Genomic DNA, 15265 nt, shown 5'->3' on the forward strand with positions numbered 1-15265 from the left:
CTCTCCTCGGCACGTTTGACAAACACGAGAGGTCGCTCGCATTCTTGAGAAACGCGAGTGATCACTCGTGTTTGCCAGTCTATGGCAATGGGCGGCCCCTGCGACCTGCCGGGAAGCGCGTGCAGGGGCCACGGTGAAGGGGACACCGCGTCATGTCCGAAGTCAAGAAATCAGCGCACGGGGGCGGGCGCGGCGGCGGATGGACGCGGTTCGTCACCGCCCGGCCGCGCCTCACCCTCCTGGTGGCCCTCGTGCTCACCGCCCTCGCCGTCCTGGCGGGCGGCGGCGTCGCCGACCGCATGGGCAGCGGCGGCTGGGAGGACCCGGCCGCCGAGTCCACGTACGCCACCGAGGCCCTGGAGCGGCAGTTCCCCGGCTCCCAGCCGAACGTGCTCCTCCTCGTCGACGCGGCCGGGGCCCGGACCGCGGGGGGAGCCGCCGCCGTCGACGCCCCCGCCGTCGTCGCCGAGGCCCGGAGGCTCGCCGAGCGGCTCGACGCCGAACCGGGCGTCGAGGGCGTCGGCTCCTACTGGTCCACCGGCTCGCCCGCCCTCCGCTCCGAGGACGGCCACCAGGCCGTGATCGCCGCCCGGATACCCGGCGAGGAGAAGGACGCCGCCGCCGTCCTCGACCGGATCGCCCCGACCTACCGGGGCACCCACGGCCCCGTCGAGGTCTCCCTCGGCGGCGGACTCGCCGTCCGCCACGAGATGCAGAACGTCATCCAGGAGGACCTGCTGCGGGCCGAGCTCATCGCCCTGCCCGTCACCCTCGTCCTGCTCGTCATGGTCTTCGGCAGCGCCGTCGCCGCCCTCCTGCCGCTCGGCGTCGGCATCGTCGCCATCCTCGGCACCAACGCCGTCCTGCGCGGCCTCACCGAGTTCACCGACGTCTCCGTCTTCGCGCAGAACCTGACGACCGCCCTCGGGCTCGGACTCGCCATCGACTACGCCCTGTTCGTGGTCCGCCGCTACCGCGAGGAGCTCGCCGCGGGCGCCGACACCCACACCGCCGTCCGCACCACCCTGCGCACGGCCGGACGGACCGTGCTCTTCTCCGCCCTGACCGTCGCCGTCTCGCTGGCCGCGATGCTGGTCTTCCCGCAGTACTTCCTGCGCTCCTTCGCGTACGCCGGGATCGCCGTCGTCCTGCTCGCCGCCACCGCCGCGCTCACCCTGCTCCCGGCCGCCCTCGTGCTGCTCGGCGACCGGGTCAACGCCCTCGACCTGCGGCGCCTCCTCCGGCGCGGCCGGGCACCGAAGGAGGCCGGCGACGGCGCGGGCTGGGGGCGGGCCGCCGCCCTGGTGATGCGCCGGGCGCCCGTCTTCGCCGTCGTCACCACCGCCGGACTCGTCCTGCTCGGACTGCCCTTCCTGGGCGTGAAGTTCGGCACCGCCGACGACCGCCAGCTCCCCGTCACCGCCTCCTCCCGGGTCGTCCAGGACGAGCTGCGGGACGGCTTCCCCGGCAACCCGGGCGGCGGCATCACCGTCCTCGCCGAAGGGGCCGCGACCCCCGCGCAGTACGCCGACTACCGCGAGCGGATCTCCGCCCTCGACGGCGTCGCCCGGGCCGAGGGGCCCGTCACCGACGGCGGCGGCGCCGCCTACTTCACCGTGGTGCCCGACGGCGAGACCGTCGGCGCGGGCGCCCAGCGGGTCGTCGGGGAACTGCGCACGGCCGAGGCGCCGTTCGCCACCTCCGTCACCGGACCGGCCGCCGTCCTCGTCGACTCCAAGGACGCGATAGCCGAGCGGCTGCCCTGGGCGGCCGGGATCATCGTCCTCGTCACCCTGCTCCTCGTCTTCCTGCTCACCGGCAGCCTCGTCATCCCGGTCCAGGCCGTCCTCCTCAACGCCCTCAGCCTCACGGCGATGTTCGGCGCCGTCGTCTGGGTCTTCCAGGAGGGGCACCTCGCCGGCCTCCTCGGCTTCACCTCCACCGGCGACATCGAGACCACCCTGCCCGTCCTCATGTTCTGCGTGGCCTTCGGACTCTCCATGGACTACGGGGTGTTCCTGCTCTCCCGCATCAAGGAGGAGTACGACGCCACCGGCGACCACGAGCACTCCGTCCGCTTCGGACTGCGCCACACCGGCGGCCTCATCACCGCCGCCGCCGTGATCCTCGCCGTCGTCATGGTCGCCATCGGCACCTCCCGCGTCACCAACACCAAGATGCTCGGACTCGGCGTCGCGCTCGCCGTCCTCATGGACGCGATGGTCGTCCGCAGCCTCCTCGTCCCCTCCGTGATGAAGCTGACCGGCCGTCTCACCTGGTGGGCGCCGGCACCGCTGCGCCGCTTCCACGACCGCTTCGGGATCAGCGAGACGGACTCGTACAACCCTGAGCAGACCCCGGGTGTCGAAGAAGTGTCCGAGAAGCGGCGGGAGGCGACGCCCCTCCGCTCATGACCCGCGAACAGATGGGCACTTCGTGGCACGCACGCGCAAGACTCTGATCCTGGCGACGGCCCTGGCCGTCGGCTTCGCGCCGACGGTGCTCGGGGGAGCGGCGGCCTCCGCCGCTCCCGTCCGGGCGGCGGCGGAGGCGGCCTCGACGGGGACGGTGGTCCAGGCGGGCGGCCGTCCCACCTTCCGCGTCGGGAGCGGCGCCCCCGTGAGCAGCCGGTTCGACGTGAGCCTGCCGGCCGAGGTGACCGGCCAGGTGCGGGCCCGGCTCGTCCTTCCCCTGGAGAACCCTCCGATGGACAGCGGCCCGGAGAACGTGGCCAGCTCCGTGCACTCCACGGTCTCCGCGAACGGCGCCCCGGCGGTGCCGGTCTCCTGGGAGGTGCCGACCCACCCCGACGTCACCGAACTGGCCCTCGTGCTCGACCTTCCGGCCGTCGCCGCTGCCGGAACGCTCACGTACGACGTCACGTTCGCCGTGGAGGACTGGATCGCCCCCTACCTGGCGCCCTCCCTCGACGGCCGCTTCGAGGTCGTGGACGCCTCCGCCGCCACGGTGGCGAGCGGCGCGGCCGGGTTCGTCATCGACCGCGGCACCCCGGACCGGAGCATGCGGGGCGCCTTCCACGCACGGGACAGGAACGGCGTCCTGTGGCGGTACGAGTCCCTGGGCAAGGACGTTCCGACCCTGACGGGCCGCACGCGGGTGGGGGGAGGCTGGAACACGTACTCGCTGGTCACCCGGCTCACGCCGACCTACGCGGACGGCAGGGGCGATGTGCTCGGCCGTGACAGGGCCGGCGTCCTCTGGTTCCACGAGGGCTCGGGGAACCCCGCGGCGCCGTTCAAGCCGCGCGTCCGGCTCGGCGCCGGCTGGAACATCTACACCGCGATCACCGGCTACGGGGACGGCATGCTCGCCAGGGACACCGCCGGCGTCCTGTGGAACTTCCGGCACAGGAGCGGTGAGCCGTCCACGTCCTTCTGGCCCCGGGAGCGGGTCGGCGCCGGCTGGAACATCTACACGGCCTGGACGGGCACGGGGGACGGGGTGCTGACCCGCGACGCGAGCGGTGTGCTGTGGAAGCACACCGTCAGCGCCGACTGGGAGGCCTCGGTCAAGCCCTTCCGCCCGAGGGTGCGGGTCGGCGGCGGCTGGAACACCTACAGCGCGATCACGTCCACCCCCGACCTGGGCCGCTGGACGGAGGACGACGTCGTCGCGCGGGACAGGAACGGTGACGTCTGGGCGTACGACACGACGTACTCCGTCGCGGCCGAGGGCGCCGTGCCCGGTCCGGTCCGGCAGCGGATCGGCTGGGGCTGGAACGTCTACGACGCGCTCGTCTGACGGTCGCGGCGGCCGGGGCGCAGGGGCCCGGGGTCCACGGCCCTCCGGGCTTCCGCCCCCCTCCGCCCCCCCCCCGCGCGTACGGCGCCGGACCCGGAGCTCCCCGGGTCCGGCGCCGTACGCGCGGGGCGGCGTCAGTCGCGGCGGGCCCGGTTGCCGGGGCGGCTCGCGACCCAGGCGTGGATCGTGGCCGCGTACCAGTAGGGCTTGCCCGACTCCACGTGGTCCGGTGCCGGAAGAAGCCCGTGCTTCCGGTAGGAGCGGACCGTGTCGGGCTGCACCTTGATGTGTGCGGCGATGTCCTTGTACGACCAGAGCCTTCTGTCCGTCATGCCCGGTACCTCCCTGCGCGCCGCGCAGCGGCGGCGGGGGTGCCGTTCGGGGGCGCTGCGGGCGTGCGGTTGCGATCAAGCGATCAACCAGCCTGTGCCCCGTGCAACGCCCCTCCCGACAGGAGGGGAGCGGCTGTCGAACGCCTGTGACGCAAAGCCCGCGTAACCGGGACATGCGTGACGGCGGAGGGACCCGTGTGACGGAAGCGGCACACACGCCCACCGGTGTGTCCGCGTGCGTCACCCCTGGTCAGAGCGGTATGCGCCGGGCCGTGCCCCCGTCATACGCCGCAGGAGCGGAGGAAGCGCCGGGTCCGCAGGGCGATCGGGTACGGCACGTCCGGGTCGCACGGGTACATGTCCTGCTCGACGATCGCGAACAGGTCAACGTCCAGCGCCGACGCGGCGGCGAGCACCGGTTCGAGCGCGGGCACCCCGGACGGCGGCTCGCACATCACGCCCCGCGCCACGGCCGGGCCGAACGGCACCCCCTCGGCCACCACCCCGGCCAGCACCTCCGGGTCGACCTGCTTGAGGTGGAGGTAGCCGATCCGCTCCCCGTACGTCTCGATCAGCCTGACGCTGTCCCCGCCGGCGTACGCGTAGTGCCCGGTGTCCAGGCAGAGCGCGACCGCGTCCGGGTCGGTGGCGTCGAGGAAGCGCGTCACGCTCTCCTCGCCGTCGATGTGGGTGTCGGCGTGCGGATGGACCACGATCCGCAGCCCGTACCGCTCGCGCACCTCCCGCCCCAGACGCTCCGTCAGCCGGGTCAGGTCCCGCCACTGCCCGGCGGTGAGCGTCGGCTCCTCCAGGACCTCCCCGGTCCTGTCGTCCCGCCAGAACGACGGGATGACCACCAGGTGGCCCGCCCCCATCGCCTGCGCGAGGGCGGCGTTCTCCGCGACGTGTGCCCAGGTCCGGTCCCAGACGTCCGGGCCGTGGTGCAGTCCGGTGAAGACGGTCCCCGCCGAGACCCGCAGCCCGCGCCGCGCGGTCTCCTCCGCGAGGACGGCCGGATCGGTGGGCAGATAGCCGTACGGACCCAGCTCGATCCACGTGTAGCCGGCGCCCGACACCTCGTCGAGGAACCGCTGCCACGGCACCTGCCGGGGATCGTCGGGGAACCACACCCCCCACGAGTCGGGGGCCGATCCGACACGGATCCGGGACGGTGGCGACGGCTGCGGCGACGGCTTCGTCATGAGTGCCACCTTGACGGCGCCCCGAGAGCACCGTCAAGCGGTCCGGTCCGGTCGTCCGAATGTCCGGACATATCGTTGACACGCCTCCCGGTGGACGGTTAGACCTGGATGCGGAGCCGACGGCGGCCCGACCGAGAGGTGGCGCGTGGAGACGGAGCCGTACGACCTGATCGCCATGGGACGCCTCGGCGTGGACCTCTACCCGCTCCAGACCGGCGTCGGACTCGACCGGGTCGAGACCTTCCGCAAGTTCCTCGGCGGCTCCGCGGCCAACGTCGCCGTCGCCGCCGCCCGCCTCGGCCGCCGCACCGCGCTCGTCTCCCGCACCGGCGCCGACCCCTTCGGCACCTACCTGCGCCGCGAGCTCAAGGGCTTCGACGTGGACGACCGCTGGGTGACCGAGGTCCCCGAGCACCCCACCCCCGTGACCTTCTGCGCGCTCTTCCCGCCCGACGACTTCCCGCTGTACTTCTACCGCCGCCCCCGCGCCCCCGACCTGGAGATCCGGCCCCACGAGCTGGACCTCGACGCGATCCGCGCCGCCCGCGTCTTCTGGGCGACCGGCACCGGACTGTGCGCCGAACCCAGCCGCACCGCGACCCTGGAGGCGCTGCGGGCCAGGTCCGGCCGGGGGACGACGGTCCTCGACCTGGACTGGCGGCCGATGTTCTGGACGGACCCGGCGGCGGCCCGCCCGTACTACACCGAGGCGCTGCGGCACGCGACCGTCGCCGTCGGCAACCTCGACGAGTGCGAGGTCGCCACCGGGGAACGGGAGCCGGAGGCCGCCGCCCGCGCCCTCCTCGCGACCGGCGCGGTCCGGCTCGCCGTCGTCAAACAGGGCCCCGCGGGCGTCCTCGCGCTCGCCGCCGACGGCACCCGCGCCGAGGTGCCGCCGCTGCCGGTCGAGGTCGTCAACGGGCTCGGCGCGGGCGACGCCTTCGGCGGGGCGCTCGTCCACGGGCTGCTCGCCGGCCGGGACCTCGGCACGGTCCTGCGCCACGCGAACGCCGCCGGCGCGATCGTCGCGGGCCGCCTCGCCTGCTCCTCCGCCATGCCGGACGCCACGGAGATCGCCGAAGCCCTCGCGGCGGGCACGGGAACGCTCCCGGAGAAGGGGTAGGGATCAGCGCATGAACCCCGCTCCCGCTTCCCTCCACCTCCCCGCCGGGGCCGCCGCCCGGGGGCCGTACGCCGTCGACATCGACCCCGGACGGGCCGGATGGGCGTACTCCGCACTGCGGGTCCTCGTCCTCGGACCGGGGGAGATCCACTCCTTCGAGAGCGGGGATTCCGAATGGGCCGTGCTTCCCCTCTCCGGTGCCTGTAGCGTGCGCGTCGACGGCGAGACCATCGAACTCCTGGGCCGCGCGAGCGTGTTCGACGGGGTGAGCGACTTCGCCTACGTGCCCCGCGACGCCCACGCCCAGATCGCCTCCGGCGCGGGAGGCCGCTTCGCTTTGGCAGGAGCGAAGTGCGAGCGACGACTCCCCGCCCGCTACGGCCCCGCGCCGGAGGTTCCCGTCGAGACCCGGGGCAGCGGCAACCGCGCCCGCCGCGTGCGGAACTTCGCCTCGGCGGACGCCTTCGCCTGCGACCGGCTCATCGCCGTCGAGGTCGTCACGCCCGGCGGGAACTGGTCCTCCTACCCGCCGCACAAGCACGACGAGCACCGCCCGGGCGCCGAGTCCGTCCTGGAGGAGATCTACTACTACGAGATCGCCGGCCCGGGCGGCCTCGCCTACCAGCGGATCTCGCCCTCCCGGCCCGGCGGCGCCGAGCTCCTCGCCGAGGTCCGGGGCGGCGACGCGGTCCTCGTCCCCGACGGCTGGCACGGGCCCTCCATCGCCCAGCCGGGGCACGACCTCTACTACCTCAACGTCATGGCGGGCCCCGGCCCCGAACGGGAGTGGAAGATCTGCTTCCACCCCGACCACACGGAGGGATACGCATGAGGCTCACCGTCGCGCAGGCCCTCGTCCGCTTCCTCGCCGCCCAGTACACCGAGCGCGACGGCGTCCGGCAGCGGCTCGTCGCCGCCACCTGGGGGATCTTCGGCCACGGGAACGTCGCCGGGATCGGCCAGGCGCTGGTCGAGGAGGAGCACATGCCCTTCCACCAGGGCCGCAACGAACAGGCCATGGTCCACGCCGCCGTCGGCCACGCCCGCCGGACGAACCGGCTCTCCGCGCACGCCGTCACCACCTCCATCGGCCCCGGCGCCACCAACCTCGTCACCGGCGCCGCCCTCGCCACGATCAACCACCTCCCGGTCCTGCTGCTGCCCGGCGACACCTTCGCCGGCCGCCCCGCCGACCCCGTCCTCCAGCAGCTCCAACTCCCGTACGCGGGCGACGTCTCCGTCAACGACTGCCTCCGCCCCGTCTCCCGGTACTTCGACCGGGTCACCCGCCCCGAGGCCCTGGTCCCGGCCGCCCTCGCCGCCGTCCGGGTCCTCGCCGACCCCGCCGAGACCGGCGCCGTGACCCTCGCCCTGCCCCAGGACGTCCAGGCGGAGGCGTACGACTGGCCGGAGAAGTTCTTCGCCGAGCGGGTCTGGCGGGTCCGCCGCCCCTCCCCGGACGAGGACGAACTGGACGCGGCGGCCGCGGCGATCGCCCGCGCCACCCGTCCGCTCATCGTCGCCGGCGGCGGCGTCCGCCACAGCGCGGCCGAGGAGGCCCTCTCCGACCTCGCCGCCCGGACCGGCATCCCGGTCGCCTCCACCCAGGCCGGCAAGGGATCGCTGCCGCACGACCACCCCCAGGACGTCGGCGGCATCGGCCACACCGGCACCGCCGTCGCCGACCACCTGGCCCGCACCGCCGACCTGGTCCTCGGCGTCGGCACCCGCTGGACCGACTTCACCACCGCCTCCGGCACCCTCTTCGGCCACCCCGGCGTACGGTTCGTCAACCTCAACATCACTGCCTTCGACTCCCACAAGATGGCGGCGCTCCCGCTCGTCGCCGACGCCCGCGAGGGCCTGGAACAGCTCCACGCGCTCCTGGAGCAGCACCACGTCACCGCGCACTACGTCCACGAGTACGCCGAGGAGAAGCTCCGCTGGGAGGCCCGCGTCGACGCCGCGTACGCCGCCCCCGACGAGGACGCCCGGCCCACCCAGACCCAGGTCCTCGGCGTACTCGACACTCTGGTCGACGCCAGCGACATCCTGATCAACGCCGCCGGCTCGCTCCCCGGCGACCTCCACAGGCTGTGGCGGACCCGCTCCCCGGAGCAGTACCACGTCGAGTACGGCTACTCCTGCATGGGCTACGAGATCCCCGCCGCCGTCGGCACCCTCCTCGCCGCCCCCGGCCGGCCCGTCTGGGCGCTCGTCGGAGACGGCACGTACCTGATGAATCCCACCGAGATCGTCACCGCCGTGCAGGAACGGCTCCCGCTGAAACTGGTGATCCTCCAGAACCACGGGTACGCCTCCATCGGAGGTCTCTCCGAGGCCGTCGGCGCCGAGCGGTACGGCACCGACTACCGCCTGCGGGCCGACGACGGAGGTTTCACCGGCCCCCCGCTCCCCATCGACCTCGGGGCCAACGCGGCCTCCCTCGGGATGCGCGTACTACGCCCCCGCACCATCCGTGACCTGCGGGAAGCCCTCGCGGACGCCCGGGCGGCCACGGATCCCACATGTGTCTACGTCGAGACCGAAACGGCAGACAGTGTGTCGGGCCCGCCCCCGGCCCAGGCGTGGTGGGATGTGCCCGTGGCCGAGATCTCGACCCGCCCGTCGGCGGTCAAGGCCCGCGAGGAGTACGACCGGCACGTCACCGCCCGACGCCGCCATCTCTGAAGGAGTAACTCGTCATGACGAAGAGCGTCCACCACTGGATCGGTGGCAAGACCGTCGAGGGCACGTCGGGCAACTGGGGCCCGGTCACCGACCCGGCCACCGGTGCCGTCACCATGCGGGTCGCCCTCGCCTCGGTGGAGGAGGTCGACGCGGCCGTCGCCGCCGCGAAGGACGCCTTCGCCACCTGGGGCACCTCCTCGCTCGCCCAGCGCACCACGATCCTCTTCAAGTTCCGCGCGCTGCTCGACGCCAACCGCGACGCGATCGCCGAGCTGATCGTCGCCGAGCACGGCAAGGTCCACTCGGACGCGCTCGGCGAGGTCGCCCGCGGCCTGGAGATCGTCGACCTGGCCTGCGGCATCACCACCCAGCTCAAGGGCGAGCTCTCCACCCAGGTGTCGAACCGCGTGGACGTGGCGTCCATCCGCCAGCCCGTCGGCGTCGTCGCCGGCATCACGCCCTTCAACTTCCCGGCCATGGTGCCGATGTGGATGTTCCCGATCGCCATCGCGACCGGCAACACCTTCATCCTCAAGCCCAGCGAGAAGGACCCGTCGCCCTCCCTGAAGATCGCCGAGCTGCTCGCCGAGGCGGGCCTCCCGGACGGCGTCTTCAACGTCGTCCACGGCGACAAGGTGGCCGTCGACCGCCTCCTGGAGCACCCGGACGTCTCCGCGATCTCCTTCGTCGGCTCGACCCCGATCGCCAGGTACATCCACACCACCGCCTCCGCCAACGGCAAGCGCGTCCAGGCGCTCGGCGGCGCCAAGAACCACATGCTGGTCCTCCCCGACGCCGACCTCGACGCCGCCGCCGACGCGGCCGTCTCCGCGGCGTACGGCTCCGCCGGCGAGCGCTGCATGGCGATCTCCGCGGTCGTCGCCGTCGGCTCCATCGGCGACGAGCTCGTCCAGAAGATCCGCGAGCGCGCCGAGAAGATCAAGATCGGCCCCGGCAACGACCCCACCTCCGAGATGGGCCCGCTCATCACGGCCGTCCACCGCGACAAGGTCGCCTCGTACGTGAAGGGCGCGGCGGACGAGGGCTGCGAGGTCGTCCTCGACGGCACCGGCTACACCGTCGACGGCCACGAGAACGGCCACTGGATCGGCCTCTCCCTCCTGGACCACGTGCCGACCACGGCCAAGGCCTACCAGGACGAGATCTTCGGCCCGGTCCTCTGCGTGCTGCGCACCGAGACGTACGAGGAGGGCCTCGCCCTCATCAACGCCTCGCCGTTCGGCAACGGCACCGCGATCTTCACCCGCGACGGCGGCGCCGCCCGCCGCTTCCAGCTGGAGGTCCAGGCCGGCATGGTCGGCGTGAACGTGCCGATCCCGGTGCCGGTGGGCTACCACTCCTTCGGCGGCTGGAAGGACTCGCTCTTCGGCGACCACCACATCTACGGCAACGACGGCGTGCACTTCTACACCCGCGGCAAGGTCGTCACCACCCGCTGGCCGGACCCGTCCGAGGCCCCGGCGGGCGTCGACCTGGGCTTCCCGCGCAACCACTGACGGGCCCCGTCCCGAGAACGGCCCCCGGGGTGCGGGACAGCACACCCCGGGGGCCTTCCCCGTGTCCGCGTACAGCGGGCGCGGTACGCGGACCGTGCCGCGTACGACCTGAGAAGGCCGTCGATCTCCCTCCTCGGACAGCCGCGTCCCCCGGCGGCAGCCCCTAGGCTCGACGCCATGCGACTCCGACTTCCCCGGTGGGCCGCGGTCACCGCCGTCCTCGCCGTCCTCGCCGGCGCCGGCACCTGGACCGCCGTCGCCACGGACGAGGCGCCGCCCGTGCGGCGCGCGGACCGGGCCCTCGACATCGACGGGGTGCGCGTCGACACCTCGTACTTCACCGACGGCTCCGGCGGCCGGCGCCCCGCCGTCCTCCTCGGCCACGGCTTCGGCGGCTCCAAGGAAGACGTCCGCGCCCAGGCCGAGGGCCTCGCCCGCGACGGCTACGCCGTCCTCACCTGGTCCGCCCGCGGCTTCGGCGCCTCCACCGGCGAGATCGGCCTCAACGACCCCCGCCACGAGGTCGAGGACGTCCGGAAGCTGATCGACTGGCTCGCCGCCCGCCCCGAGGTCCTCCTCGACGAGCCCGGCGACCCGCGCGTCGGCGTCACCGGCGCCTCCTACGGCGGCGCGATCTCCCTGCTCGCCGCCGGCCACGACCCGCGCGTCGACGCGATCGCCCCCCAGATCACCTACTGGAACCTCGCCGACGCCCTCTTCCCGAACGGCGTCTTCAAGAAGCTGTGGGCCGGGATCTTCTTCTCCACGGGCGAGTCGCCCGCGGCCGGCCGGGCCGACCGGACCGCCGGGGCCCGGCCTGCGGGGCGGCCCGGGGCCGCGCAGGCCGCCTCCTGCGGCCGGTTCACCACCGAACTCTGCTCCCTCTACCAGCGCGTCGCCGTCTCCGGGAAGCCCGACCCCGCCGCCCGCGCCCTCCTCGAAGCCCGCAGCCCCTCGGCCGTCGGCTCCCGGATCAAGGTGCCCGCGCTCCTCGTCCAGGGCCGGTCCGACTCGCTCTTCACCCTCGCCCAGTCCGACGCCATGGCCCGCACCCTCACGGCCAACGGCGCCCCCGTCGCCGTCGACTGGATCGCCGGCGGCCACGACGGCGGCGACCGCGAGACCGAGCGCGTCGAACGCCGGATCACCACCTGGTTCGACCGCTGGCTGAAGCGCGACACCAGCGTCGACACCGGCCCCGCCTTCCGCGTCAGCCGCACCGGCGGCGTCGACTCCACGGACGGGCAGGCCACCCTCCGCGCCGCGACCGCCGACCGCTACCCGGGGCTCACCTCCGGCACCACGGACCTCGCCCTCGGCGGGCCGCCGCAGACCTTCGCCAACCCGCCGGGCGCCGCACCGCCCGCCGTGTCGGCCGTCCCCGGCCTCGGCGGCGGACTCTCCGGACTCTCCTCCCTCGGCGTCGGCCTCTCCCTTGACTTCCCCGGCCAGCACGCCCGCTTCGACGCCGCGCCGCAGACCGAGTCCCTGCGGATCACCGGCACCCCGACCGTCCGCGTCAAGGTCACCTCCACCGCGGCCGACGGCTCCGCCGTCCTCTTCGCCAAGGTGTACGACGTCGGGCCCGACGGCCGGCAGCAGGTGCTGCCCGCCCAGCTGGTCACCCCCGTCCGCGTCGAGGGCGCCAAGGCGGGGAAGGGCGTCACGCTGACCCTGCCCGCGATCGACCACGAGGTGGAGGCCGGGCACCGGCTGCGGCTCGTCGTCGCCGCCACCGACCTCGGCTACGCCTCCCCGGCCGTCCCCGCCGGCTACACCGTCGCCGTCGAGGGCCCGCTCACCGTCCCCACCGCGCCCGGCCTCTCCACCCAGGCCGCCGCTCTGCCCTGGTGGGTGTGGGGCCTGCCGCTCCTCGGCCTGGCCGGGGCCGCCGCCCTGCTGCTCACCGCCCGCCGCAGGGCGTCCGTCCCCGCCCCCGACCCCGAACTCGCCGCCGTGCCCCTCCAGATCACCGGCCTGTCGAAGAAGTACAGGGGCGGCGACCGGTACAGCGTCCGGGACCTCTCCTTCCGCGTCGAGCAGGGCCAGGTCCTCGGCCTCCTCGGCCCGAACGGGGCGGGCAAGACGACCACCCTGCGCATGCTGATGGGCCTCATCACCCCCGACGAGGGCGAGATCCGGGTCTTCGGCCAGGCCATCGGGCCGGGCGCCCCGGTGCTCTCCCGGGTCGGCGCCTTCGTCGAGGGCGCCGGCTTCCTGCCGCACCTGTCGGGCCGGGAGAACCTGGACCTGTACTGGAAGGCCACCGGCCGCCCCGCCGAGGACGCCCACGTCGACGAGGCCCTGCGGATCGCGAACCTCGGCGGCGCCCTCGAACGCGCCGTCCGCACCTACTCGCAGGGCATGCGGCAGCGCCTCGCCCTCGCCCAGGCCATGCTCGGCCTGCCCGACCTGCTGATCCTCGACGAGCCGACCAACGGGCTCGACCCGCCGCAGATCCGCGAGATGCGCGAGGTGATGATCCGGTACGCGGCCGGGGGCCGGACCGTCATCGTCTCCAGCCACCTCCTCGCCGAGGTCGAGCAGTCCTGCACCCATCTGGTCGTCATGGACCGGGGGCAGCTGGTGCAGGCCGGACCGGTCGCCGAGATCACCGGCTCCGGCGACACCCTCCTCGTGAGCCTGGCCGAGGAGATCGACGACGCCCTCGTCGCGAAGATCGACGCCCTGACCGGCATCGGCGCGGCCACCCGCGCCGACGGGGGGCTCCTGGTCCGCCTCGACGGCACCGACCCGACCGCCCTCATCGGCGAACTCGTCCGCCTGGACGTGCCGCTGACCGGCGTCGGCCCCCACCGGCGTCTGGAAGACGCGTTCCTGACCCTGATCGGAGGAGCCGCGTGACCGCCACGGCCACCACGTCGACGAGTGCCCCCGGCTACCGGCCCGGGCGCACCCTGCCCCTGCGCGTCGAGGCCCTCCGCCAGTGGAAGCGCCGCCGCACCCTCGTCATGGGCGGCATCCTCGTCGCCCTGCCGTTCGTGCTGATCGCGGCCTTCGCGATCGGCGGCTCCGAGGGCGGCGGCCGCGACGGCCGCATCACCCTGATGGACACGGCGACGGCCTCCGGCGCCAACTTCGCCGCGACCTGCCTCTTCGTCTCGGCCGGTTTCCTCCTCGTCATTCCGGTGGCGCTGTTCTGCGGGGACACGGTCGCCTCCGAGGCGAGCTGGTCCTCCCTGCGGTACCTGCTCGCCGCGCCCGTCCCGCGCTCCCGGCTCCTCGCCTCCAAGCTGGCGGTCGCCCTCGGCTACAGCGCGGCCGCGATGGTCCTCCTCCCGCTCGTGGCCCTGGTCGCGGGCACGGTCGCCTACGGCTGGGGCCCGCTCCGGCTGCCCACCGGAGGCGCGGTCCCCGCCGGGGACGCCCTGCTGCGGATCGGGATCGCCGTCGTCTTCGTCTTCGCCTCCCAACTGGTCACCGCGGGACTCGCCTTCTGGCTGTCCACCCGCACCGACGCCCCGCTCGGCGCGGTGGGCGGCGCCGTCGGCCTGACCATCGTCGGCAACGTCCTGGACGCCGTCACGGCGCTCGGCGACTGGCGGGACTTCCTGCCCGCGCACTGGCAGTTCGCCTGGATCGACGCGCTCCAGCCCCAGTGGGAGTGGGGCGGCATGGTGAAGGGCACGGCGATCTCCGTGACGTACGCCCTGGTGCTGTTCGCGCTCGCCTTCCGCGGCTTCGCCCGCAAGGACATCGTGTCGTAGCCCCCGGGGCCCTACGGTCTCCTCACACCCACCCCCTTCGAGCCGCTTCCGCGCCCGCGCGGAAGCGGCTCGTCGTGCCGAGGGCGGCCATCAGCTCGCCCACCCTGCGGCTGTACGTCCGCGCGGACATGCCGAGCCGGGCGGCCGCCGTCTCGTCCGTGACCCCCGACAGGAGGGCGTCGAGCACCGGGCGCAGCTGAGAGGGCAGTTCGCACGGGGGCGGCGGGGGCGCCGCCGCGCGGCCCGGCTCCTCGGCCGCCGCCCAGGAGACGTGATGGGTCCGGACGAGGGCCTGCACCACCACCGGGTCCCGGATCAGCAGCAGGCCGTTGTACAGCAGCTCCAGATCGAGCGGGATCGCGGCCACCGTCCGGTCGACGACGATCATCTTGAACGGGATGGTCTCCACGAGGCGGGCCCGGCCGGGGAACCGGAGCCCCCCTTCGAGCCGGGGCAGGGCATGCCTCGGGACGATCCGTCTGACCTCCTCGGCCCGCTCCACCGCGGCCCGCATGCACGCTCCCGCCAGCTCCAGGAACGGCTCGGGGATCGCGAAGCCCGCGGACGCGACCGGGTCGTCGAAGGTCAGCAGCTCGTGCCGGGCGGAGGCGGCCAGCCCGGCGAGTGCGGCACTGATCCGCCGCGCACCCCGGACCGGCCGCCCGGCGGGCCGCTGTCCCTCGGTCACGGCCCGGTTCATCGCCGAACGGGCGAGCATCACGGAGCCCGCGCTCTCTGCCACCGCTGACCACCCCCGCCCGATCGATGTCCACTCCATGTACGCATGTGACTGCACACGGTGACAACCCCTGTTGAAAAGGATGGCGAATCCATGCCACGCCGCTTCACCCGTGTCGCCGTTGCCGCATCGAGATCCATCCGCAACTCCTTCGACTGCTCCCCGCGGGCC

The 15265-nt window shown here is 73.9% G+C and carries 11 protein-coding genes; 8 read left to right on the forward strand and 3 right to left on the reverse strand.

The window, feature by feature from the left end; translation table 11 throughout:
* Nucleotides 1-152: 152 nt before the first annotated feature.
* Nucleotides 153-2414, forward strand: coding sequence for an MMPL family transporter (locus ACFYUZ_RS00075; RefSeq protein ID WP_389304870.1), 2262 nt, complete (start codon nucleotides 153-155; stop codon nucleotides 2412-2414).
* 22 nt (nucleotides 2415-2436) lie between these two features.
* A complete protein-coding gene (locus ACFYUZ_RS00080) occupies nucleotides 2437-3762 on the forward strand; it encodes a hypothetical protein (RefSeq protein ID WP_389304872.1) in 1326 nt (441 codons plus the stop codon).
* Between the two features lie 134 nt (nucleotides 3763-3896).
* On the opposite strand, the gene ACFYUZ_RS00085 is transcribed toward ACFYUZ_RS00080, so the two are convergent.
* Together ACFYUZ_RS00085 and ACFYUZ_RS00090 are read right to left on the reverse strand one after the other, a co-directional pair.
* Nucleotides 3897-4094, reverse strand: coding sequence for a helix-turn-helix transcriptional regulator (locus ACFYUZ_RS00085; RefSeq protein WP_389304874.1), 198 nt, complete (start codon nucleotides 4092-4094; stop codon nucleotides 3897-3899).
* 281 nt (nucleotides 4095-4375) lie between these two features.
* Nucleotides 4376-5296, reverse strand: coding sequence for a sugar phosphate isomerase/epimerase family protein (locus ACFYUZ_RS00090; protein WP_389304875.1), 921 nt, complete (start codon nucleotides 5294-5296; stop codon nucleotides 4376-4378).
* Nucleotides 5297-5471: 175 nt separating this feature from the next.
* Here ACFYUZ_RS00090 and iolC point away from each other — a divergent pair, with 175 nt between their 5' ends.
* The 6 genes from iolC (at nucleotide 5472) to ACFYUZ_RS00120 (ending at nucleotide 14355) form a co-directional block, all read left to right on the forward strand.
* Nucleotides 5472-6419, forward strand: a complete 948-nt coding sequence (gene iolC / locus ACFYUZ_RS00095; protein WP_389306226.1) for a 5-dehydro-2-deoxygluconokinase — start codon at nucleotides 5472-5474, stop codon at nucleotides 6417-6419.
* Between the two features lie 10 nt (nucleotides 6420-6429).
* Entirely contained in the window at nucleotides 6430-7251 is an 822-nt protein-coding gene (iolB, locus tag ACFYUZ_RS00100; protein ID WP_389304876.1) for a 5-deoxy-glucuronate isomerase, read from the forward strand.
* Nucleotides 7248-9110, forward strand: a complete 1863-nt coding sequence (gene iolD / locus ACFYUZ_RS00105) for a 3D-(3,5/4)-trihydroxycyclohexane-1,2-dione acylhydrolase (decyclizing) (RefSeq protein ID WP_389304878.1) — start codon at nucleotides 7248-7250, stop codon at nucleotides 9108-9110. The genes iolB and iolD overlap by 4 nt, the downstream gene beginning before the upstream one ends.
* Before the next feature lie 14 nt (nucleotides 9111-9124).
* Nucleotides 9125-10627 (forward strand): CoA-acylating methylmalonate-semialdehyde dehydrogenase, encoded by a 1503-nt coding sequence (gene mmsA, locus ACFYUZ_RS00110; RefSeq protein ID WP_389304880.1) that lies wholly within the window; start codon nucleotides 9125-9127, stop codon nucleotides 10625-10627.
* Between the two features lie 177 nt (nucleotides 10628-10804).
* Nucleotides 10805-13492: a CocE/NonD family hydrolase gene (locus ACFYUZ_RS00115; RefSeq protein ID WP_389304882.1), complete on the forward strand. Its 2688-nt coding sequence runs from the start codon at nucleotides 10805-10807 to the stop codon at nucleotides 13490-13492.
* Complete coding sequence (locus ACFYUZ_RS00120; protein ID WP_389304884.1) at nucleotides 13489-14355, forward strand: ABC transporter permease; 867 nt, start codon at nucleotides 13489-13491, stop codon at nucleotides 14353-14355. Before ACFYUZ_RS00115 ends, ACFYUZ_RS00120 begins: the two co-directional genes overlap by 4 nt.
* A gap of 22 nt (nucleotides 14356-14377) precedes the next feature.
* Here ACFYUZ_RS00120 and ACFYUZ_RS00125 read toward each other — a convergent pair whose 3' ends face one another.
* Nucleotides 14378-15097, reverse strand: a complete 720-nt coding sequence (locus tag ACFYUZ_RS00125; protein WP_389304886.1) for a DNA-binding response regulator — start codon at nucleotides 15095-15097, stop codon at nucleotides 14378-14380.
* Between the last annotated feature and the right edge of the window lie 168 nt (nucleotides 15098-15265).

The organism is Streptomyces sp. NPDC004266 (assembly GCF_042874095.1).
Classification (GTDB): Bacteria; Actinomycetota; Actinomycetes; order Streptomycetales; family Streptomycetaceae; genus Streptomyces.